The sequence below is a fragment of the Siminovitchia jepli genome (assembly GCF_047228825.1).
GTDB lineage: Bacteria > Bacillota > Bacilli > Bacillales > Bacillaceae_C > Siminovitchia.
Map to the genome: position 1 here is coordinate 1 of NZ_JBFEGN010000118.1, position 8128 is coordinate 8128.

Sequence of the window (8128 nt, forward strand, 5' to 3'; positions counted from 1 at the left end):
AATACCCGCGGATACCGAAAAATACCCGCGGATACCGAAAAATACCCGCGGATACCGAAAAATACCCGCGGATACCGCATGTTATATAAAGTTCATCCTGTATGAGCGATTTTTATATGTTCCGCTGGGTGTCAATCTCATGCTATTTATTATCCTGTAGGCTGTATCCGAATCTACGTGCAAAAATTCCCGGCAATCCCTGTTGGTCATTTCTCTTCCTATTATCAAAAACCATTCTCTTACAGCACGTTCATGCGCCTTGTGATTAAGACGCCCGCATCTTTTACAGCGCCAGCTTCTTTTGATTTTGAGCATGCCGATTGATCCGCAGCCAACGCAGATAACACCGGTACGAATGGCGGTCCTGGGAATATCATACATTTCGCAGACAGGCCGTGGAATATAGTTTATATGGCTACCCAAGAGTTCTTCTGTCAACCATTTGAAAGTTTTGTTATCAAGAACGGCTTTCTCACGGGGGAGACCTCGAAGAAATGGAGGAACGGAGCTGGGGAACAGCACTTTTGTTTTTACCGGAGCTTTTTCAACAATTTGTCTAGGATATGCTAAAACAACGACACGATAAAGCGGCATTTGAATACCCCGGGCGTGAAACCAAAGCCCGAGCAGTTCACCGTTGCGTTCGACTTGGGCTGCTGGGCTTTCAAACCCATTGACCTCCCCGGTGTCGCGTGTTCGAATCAGTTGAGGGGGCGTATCAACGAATTTTAAGCGTCCACTAATATTTTTCACTTCAAAAATAACACCATAGTAGCGGGTAAGAAATAAGGAGTCGATTTGAAATTGGCTGTGAGATTCCAAGGAGAGGCCGTGAATGATATGGTGATCAAACGGAAAATCTTGCTTTCGAAGCACTTCGGCCAATTTTTCTTCGCCAGAGATGCCGGCTTCCAACGAAAATGCTTTTGTGTCCAGCAAGGGATACATTTCATGGTCAGAATTCAATCGCTTTAATGCCCCATTTATGCCTTCCAGCAAAAGGGATTCTCCTCTGTTTTGTACAACTATGGCTTTCCACCTCAGTAGCTTGTTTCTACCAGCATATTAACACAGAAAGAAAACGCTTTCCATGACTTTTTCCGCCAACAGGAATGAAACTTTTTTCAATCTATATCGTATAAGAAAGTGTGAAAGGGTGATGACCTATGAAACCTCTCTTGGCGATAGAAAACCTTGGCAAAACGTTTAAACAAAATCGCGTCATCGAAAATATTTCCTTCGATGTACATAAAGGCGAGATCATGGCGATTTTGGGGCCGAATGGGGCAGGAAAGTCAACTACGATCCGGAGCATTATGGGCATTATGTATCCGGACGAGGGCACGGTCAAGTTTCATGATTATCCAGCGGGCACAATCCCCCGTCATATCATCGGCTATCTTCCCGAAGAACGCGGCCTTTATAAAAACGTAAAAGTAATGGACATGATTTTATATTTGGCAGAATTGAAAGACTATCCGATTAAAAGGGCGAAGAAACGGGCTTTGGAATATTTGGAAAAATTCGGCTTGAAAGGCAAAGAAAAAGTTCCTGTTGAAGAGTTATCCAAAGGTATGGGGCAAAAAGTCCAGTTCATCGGGTCGATCATTCATGAGCCGGACTTGCTTATATTGGATGAGCCGTTTTCCGGGCTCGATCCGGTCAGCCAGGAAGTCTTTAAGCAGGAAATCAAGGAACTGGCAAACAGTGGTACGGCGATTCTCCTCTCATCACATCAAATGAATATGGTTGAGGCAGTATGCGATCGGCTATTTATGATACACCGTGGGCGCAAAGTCATTTACGGGCCGATTGAAGATATCAAAAATCAATACGCCAATTTTAAATGTACGATTCGCGGTCAAAACGAACCTGGACGACTTGGCAGAATTCCTCACGTGCAGCGCGTTGAAACAAATGGGGACGTGTCTGTCATGTATTTAACCCGTGATGTGCACATTCCAGGCTGGATCAAACACCTCCCGGAAGAACTCCATATACAAGAGCTGGCTATTGATCGAGTTTCCCTCCATGAAATTTTTATTGATATTGCTACAGATAATCATACCATGACAAACGTTGGGGAAGGGGGCGGAGTCGGTGCGTAACACCTGGAAAGTAGCAAAATGGGAAATCAAAAGAAATATGAGGAACAAGTCCTTTATCATATCCTTGCTATTAACCCCGATTTTATTTGCGTTTTTCTTTTTTGTCCCTTCCTTGTTCAGCGGCTCCGATTCGGAGGATATGGTCCAAGTATATGTGCTTGATGAACTGAACGCATTTGGTCAAATCAAGCAGATTGCATCAGCCCAGGAACTCAAACATTGGCATTTGGTAAAGACTACAAAAAACGAAGAGACGGTCAGAAAACAGGTCGCGGAATCGGATGAACAGGCCGTATTCATTCCCCTGACGGAAAAAGCCATCGATCAAGCGTATGTTCCGATTTATATGAACGATCATGTTCCCGAGGAATTTATGTACGAAGCATCCCTGATTGAAACAGTTCTTCGCCAGCTGCAAATTGAAAGGATTGGCTTGACGGATGAACAAAAAATGGTTATCTCGCAAGGAGTTACAATGGAACCGGTTGTCGAGGAGACATCGGCAAATGAGGATGCCATGGAGGCGGATGATCCCCTCAAAAGAGCTGTACCGGGCATCTTTTCCGGCGTGATCCTATTTTCCATTGTAATGACAGGCATGATGATTTTTACTTCGGCCTCCCAGGAAAAGAAGGAAAAGGTCGCGGAAATCATCTTATCCTCGGTAACACCGGGAGATTTAATGCAAGGAAAAATCATCGGCTATTTTGTCTTGGGCATTACCCAGGTCGCTGTGTGGATTGTCTTTGCCATCCCGCTCGTTATTTGGAAATTTGATATCCCTCTTTTGAAATATTTGTTCGTGCCTGAACTGCTTCTTTTATTATTCATTGCAGTAGCAGGATACTTATTATTTGCGGCCATTTTTGTCGGAATCGGCGCTACCGTTGAGGATATGACGGCAACGAGCAATTTCCAGGGAATGGTTATGATGCTGCCATTTTTGCCGCTGATTTTTATCGGTCCGATTTTGGATGATCCAAGCGGGTCGTTTGCCACGATCGGTTCGTTCATACCGTTTACAGCACCCGGCGTCCTGCTGATGCGGCTGTCACTTTTGGAATCGTGGCCATGGATGGAAATTGTGCTTGCCCTTATCATCCTTGTTGCCAGCATTTGGCTCATGATGAAGCTCGCGGGAAAAGTGTTTAAAGTCGGTATATTAATGTACGGAAAAAATGCTACACCGAAAGAGATTTGGAAGTGGATGTGGACTTAGAATAGGAAACAACAAACTATTTCCTTATGAATCTATTTCTATTACAATAAAGCTAGTGCGCCTGACCCATTTATGGCGAACTGGCTTTTTGATTTAAAGAATGGAGTGAGGCTCGTTTCATATTAATCCTTTAATGAAGTAGAGAAGGAAAGTGTATTTTTTCAACTGGGAGGAAACATAATGAAATTAAAGTGGATAGCCATCAGCATGGCATTATTATTGCTCGTTGCATCCGGGTGTTCGCAAGGCACTCAAAAAAAGAGCAATGAAGGTAAAAAAGAAGATGTACTCACCATCAAAATGGCTGTACAGCCATGGGTAGGAAACGGACCATTTTGGATTGCCGAAGAAAAAGGAATAGATGAAAAATACGGCATCAAGTTGGAAACTGTCCCGTTTGAGCAGGATTCGGACATGAATGCCGCCTTTGCATCCGATAAAGTGCAGGTTGCCAATTTGGCGACGCACACAACGATCCGCATGGAAGCCAATCAGGATTTGGACATGAAAGCAATCATCTTTATGGATGAGTCTCATGATGCGGATGCTATTTTGGCTGATAAAAGCATTCAATCTGTAAAGGACTTGAAAGGACAAAAGATTGCTTTTGAAGAAGGGGCTACATCCGAACTGTTATTGCAGCAGGCATTAAGTGAAGAGGGCATGACACTTGATGAGGTTGAAACAGTATTCATGCCGGCATCGCAGGCAGGCCTCTCCATGATCTCGGGTGATGTAAAAACAGCTGTTACGTATGCACCGTACATCAACGAAGTATTGGGCAAAAAGCAGGATGAGGGCGTCCACCTTATCTATACGGGAAAAGATTCACCCGGCCTGATCAGTGACATTGTCGTGGGGAAAACGAAGTTTTTCGAAGACAATCCCGAAGCGACAGAAAAACTGCGTAAAGTTTGGGACGAAGCGCTCCAATACTGGAAAGAAAACGAGGAAGAAGGCAATAAAATTGTTGCCGAAGGGAGCGGTATAACCGCGGAAGAATTGCCATCGATATTGTCCGGATTGAAATTTTACAATAGTAAAGAACAAGCTGAAAAAGCCAGGTCCGGGGAATTGATGGAAGCTGCCGGAAACATCCAAAAACTGATGATGGAAGCCGGAAGCATGAAAAAAGAAGTCAACCTTGAAGAAATATTTGATATGGAATAGTTGATTGGAGCAATCATATGACTCGATATACAACCTATTCAATTGCAAGCATTATCTTGATTTTCGGCGGATGGAGCATTGTCACATACGGGGGATATGTGGATCCCCTCTTTCTTCCATCCCCTACGGATGTTGTCCGCGCTGCTGTGGATGAAATCAATGAAGGCATCTTTTTTAAAGACATTGGCATCAGTTTTTACAGAATCTTTATGGGCTTTTTGATCTCGACGATCTTTGCGCTGCCAATCGGAATCATGATGGGAACTTCCCGGGCTTGGCAATCTGTCTGGGAGCCGCTTGTCGGCCTTGTCCGTTATATGCCGGCGGTTGCTTTTATTCCGTTGTCTATCTTATGGTTTGGCACGACGGATATTCAAAAATTCTTTATTTTATTTTTGGGCGTCTTTTTCCAGGAAGTCATCATGATAGCTGACAATTGCAAAACGGTAAATCGATCGCTTATCGAAGTGGGCCTTACGATCGGCCTGAAAAAATTTGAAATCATAAAAGATATTATTTTCAGGGCAGCATTTCCGGGCATTATGGATACATTTCGTACGACATGGGGATGGGCCTGGACATATCTCGTTGTCGCCGAGCTTGTGGCCGCTTCCGAAGGATTGGGCTTCCGGATTATGCAGGCTCAACGATATTTGGCAACGGACCGGATCATTTTAGGCATACTTGTCATTGGTTTATTGGGGTTAATAACCGATCTCATATTCAAGTTGTTATATAACCGCCTGTTCCCCTGGAAAGAATCGGCCAAATGGAGGAAATGACTTTAGGAAAGAGGTTAATGATGGACAATATTCGTTTATTTGCAAAAGACATCCATAAGAGCTTTTTAAGCCAAAAGCAGGAAATTATCGCCCTGCAGGACGTCAACCTGGATATTAAAGAAGGCGAATTTGTATCACTCCTGGGGCCTTCTGGATGCGGAAAATCGACTTTTCTTCGGCTTGTGGCGGGCTTGGATACATGTCAGGAAGGCCGTTTGGAATTGGACGGAAAACAAATTACGGAAGCGGGCAGGGACCGTGGCGTCGTTTTTCAGCAATACAGCTTGCTTCCCTGGCTGTACGCATGGGAAAATGTGGCATTTGCCTTAAAAAAAGAAGCTTCATTAAACAAATCCGAAAAGAAAGAAAAGGCTTTTCATTTTTTAAAACTTGTCGGTCTTGACGGGTTCGAGCATCATTACCCTTCCCAAATGTCAGGCGGAATGCAGCAAAGGGTAGCCATTGCCAGGGCGCTCGTATATAAACCGAGCCTGCTCCTAATGGACGAGCCGTTTGGCGCACTCGATGCCCAAACGAGAAAGGAAATGCAGGATCTGCTCCTGCGCGTCTGGGAAGAAGAAAAATGCAGCGTCCTATTTGTGACACACGACGTAGACGAAGCCGTTTATTTGTCGGACCGGATTTATGTCATGTCGGCAAGGCCGGGGAAAATTGCCAAAGAGATTCCCGTCAATCTCCCGAGGCCGCGCGAGTGGGACGTACAGCTGACGAAAGAATTTATCGAATACAAGCGTGAAATCATCCTAGAGCTGCAAGAAAAGAAGAGCACGCCTGCCTGAACAAAGGCAAAAGCCGTCCGTTGGGGGCGGTTTTTTCTTATATTCCTGTTTGATATACTTTAATCAAACGTTTAATTGATTCAAATATTTGTTTGAATTAATTATTGATTGGAATGAGGTATAACGGCCCTTTTCAATGAGTCAAAGCGCATAACAGATTTTGTGATCGCTTTCATTGCCGGGGAATTTTTGATTATTTCATCATAGTGCTTATATTTAGCCATTAAGTCACTTCGGTAGCCTTGGAATGGTTATCTTCGGAATACCTCTGAAAAGGGGCTTTGTCAAAATGATAGAAACTTAGTATTTTAAAATCCCTTCAAGAATGAACATTTATTGAAAACGTTTGAAAAATGGTTTTTCAAGAAGAGATAAATTTTCAAAGTAATACTGAAATTTAAGACCTGAACAAATAAGGAGGGACTGGTGATTGTATACGGACAGTCAGAAAGTCGGGTGGTTAGAAGGCATTATAGAGGCAGTTCATGATGGCATTCTTGTGATTGACCGCAACGGGGTAGTACGGTTAATTAATGAGGAGTATTCAAAAATTACCGGTGTGGAAAAAGATCAAATTATAGGCAGACCATTAATTGAAGTTCGTCCGGGAGCTTTGCTGCCATCTGTTTTACGAGATGGAAAAACGCGTGAAGGAATTTTTCGCAAGGAAAAATCAAAGGAGTATGTCGTTGACATGGCCCCGATTTGCAGTCAAAACGAAATTATTGGAGCAGTATCAATTTGTAAAAGTATTTCGGAAGTATATGAGTTAACGAAAGAACTAAAGAGGAGTAAAACAAGGCTTAAACAGCTGGAAAAAGCATTTGGCAACCTCCATCAGGCAAAATATAGCTTTTCAAATATTGTCGGCAATAACGAAAGTCTCAAAAAGGTGGTTGATCAAGCAAAAAAAGTGGCAGCTTCCGACTTAAATGTATTCATCACAGGAGAATCCGGTACAGGAAAAGAGTTGTTTGCCCAAGCAATCCATAATGAGAGTAAACGAAGAAATGATCCGTTTGTTCCTATTAACTGCGCTGCCATCCCCAGCTCCCTTTTGGAGAGTGAATTATTTGGCTATGAGGAAGGAGCCTTTACCAATTCAAAAGACGGCGGCAAGATCGGTTTGTTTGAATTGGCGAATCATGGAACGCTTTTTCTGGATGAAATCGGAGATATGCCTCTTAATCTTCAAGGAAAGTTGCTGCGTGTTTTACAGGAAGGGACTTTTCGGAAAATCGGCGGTTTGACGGAACAAAAAGTAGATGTACGAATTATAGCGGCAACTAATAAAAACTTATTAAATATGATCCAAAAAAACCATTTTCGTGAGGACTTGTTTTATCGCATTAACGCTGTACATTTGCGGATTCCTCCCTTGCGTGAAAGAAAGAATGATATTTCGTCCATCATTTTGTCAATTTTTGAAAAGCAAAATTGGAAGTTGCCAATCATAAGCCAGGATGTTATGCAAATACTGCAAGCATATGATTGGCCCGGAAACATTCGCGAATTAAAAAATGCGATTCATTACGCTGTTAATATGTCTCAACAAAATGAAATTCGATTCGATCACTTGCCCGAGACAATCAAAAAACAGTTTTCCAATAACCAAACCCAAAAGGCTTCTTCCCTGTCCTTGGACCACCTGATAAGGGAGACAGAAAGAAAGGCGATTATGAATGCATTAAAGATAACGGGCTTATCTGTGGAAGGAAAGAAAAAAGCGGCAACGTTGTTGGGGATATCATTGGCTTCTTTATATAATAAAATGAAAAAATTGAATATTGCTCCATAGGTTTCTAATTTTTTAGAAACCTGTCTTTTGATTTCTAACAGATTGGAACCCGGCCATTGGTAGCTGGCAGCATTAAAAACGCAGATGTTTTCTAAATCTTTAGAAACAGAAAAATAAAAAGCCTTACAGAACAAGGCTTTTTTATTATGGCATGCTCCTTGCATCTTTCATATGTAGGGTCTACTGAATAACAAAAAAATGTTGTTTTAACAAGGTTTTTTACCTTTTTTGTCGAAGTTATATGCAAGGGT

The 8128-nt window shown here is 42.7% G+C and carries 7 protein-coding genes; 6 read left to right on the top strand and 1 reads right to left on the bottom strand.

Annotation, left to right across the window (positions count from 1 at the left end; all coding sequences use genetic code 11):
* Window positions 1-81: 81 nt before the first annotated feature.
* On the bottom strand, window positions 82-999 hold the full coding sequence (locus AB1L08_RS20540) for a nuclease-related domain-containing protein (protein WP_413066479.1): 918 nt from the start codon (window positions 997-999) through the stop codon (window positions 82-84).
* 167 nt (window positions 1000-1166) lie between these two features.
* Between AB1L08_RS20540 and AB1L08_RS20545 the strand changes: the two genes are divergently transcribed.
* From AB1L08_RS20545 to AB1L08_RS20570, 6 genes are all read left to right on the top strand, one after another.
* Entirely contained in the window at window positions 1167-2108 is a 942-nt protein-coding gene (locus AB1L08_RS20545; RefSeq protein ID WP_413066480.1) for an ABC transporter ATP-binding protein, read from the top strand.
* On the top strand, window positions 2101-3327 hold the full coding sequence (locus tag AB1L08_RS20550) for an ABC transporter permease (protein ID WP_413066481.1): 1227 nt from the start codon (window positions 2101-2103) through the stop codon (window positions 3325-3327). The genes AB1L08_RS20545 and AB1L08_RS20550 overlap by 8 nt, the downstream gene beginning before the upstream one ends.
* A gap of 180 nt (window positions 3328-3507) precedes the next feature.
* Window positions 3508-4497, top strand: a complete 990-nt coding sequence (locus AB1L08_RS20555) for an ABC transporter substrate-binding protein (protein WP_413066482.1) — start codon at window positions 3508-3510, stop codon at window positions 4495-4497.
* Between the two features lie 17 nt (window positions 4498-4514).
* Window positions 4515-5279 carry an ABC transporter permease gene (locus AB1L08_RS20560; RefSeq protein WP_413066483.1) on the top strand — a complete coding sequence of 255 codons (765 nt, stop codon included), beginning with the start codon at window positions 4515-4517 and terminating at the stop codon, window positions 5277-5279.
* Window positions 5280-5299: 20 nt separating this feature from the next.
* Window positions 5300-6079, top strand: a complete 780-nt coding sequence (locus AB1L08_RS20565; RefSeq protein ID WP_413066484.1) for an ABC transporter ATP-binding protein — start codon at window positions 5300-5302, stop codon at window positions 6077-6079.
* Between the two features lie 430 nt (window positions 6080-6509).
* Window positions 6510-7877 carry a sigma-54 interaction domain-containing protein gene (locus AB1L08_RS20570; protein ID WP_413066485.1) on the top strand — a complete coding sequence of 456 codons (1368 nt, stop codon included), beginning with the start codon at window positions 6510-6512 and terminating at the stop codon, window positions 7875-7877.
* Window positions 7878-8128: the final 251 nt, after the last annotated feature.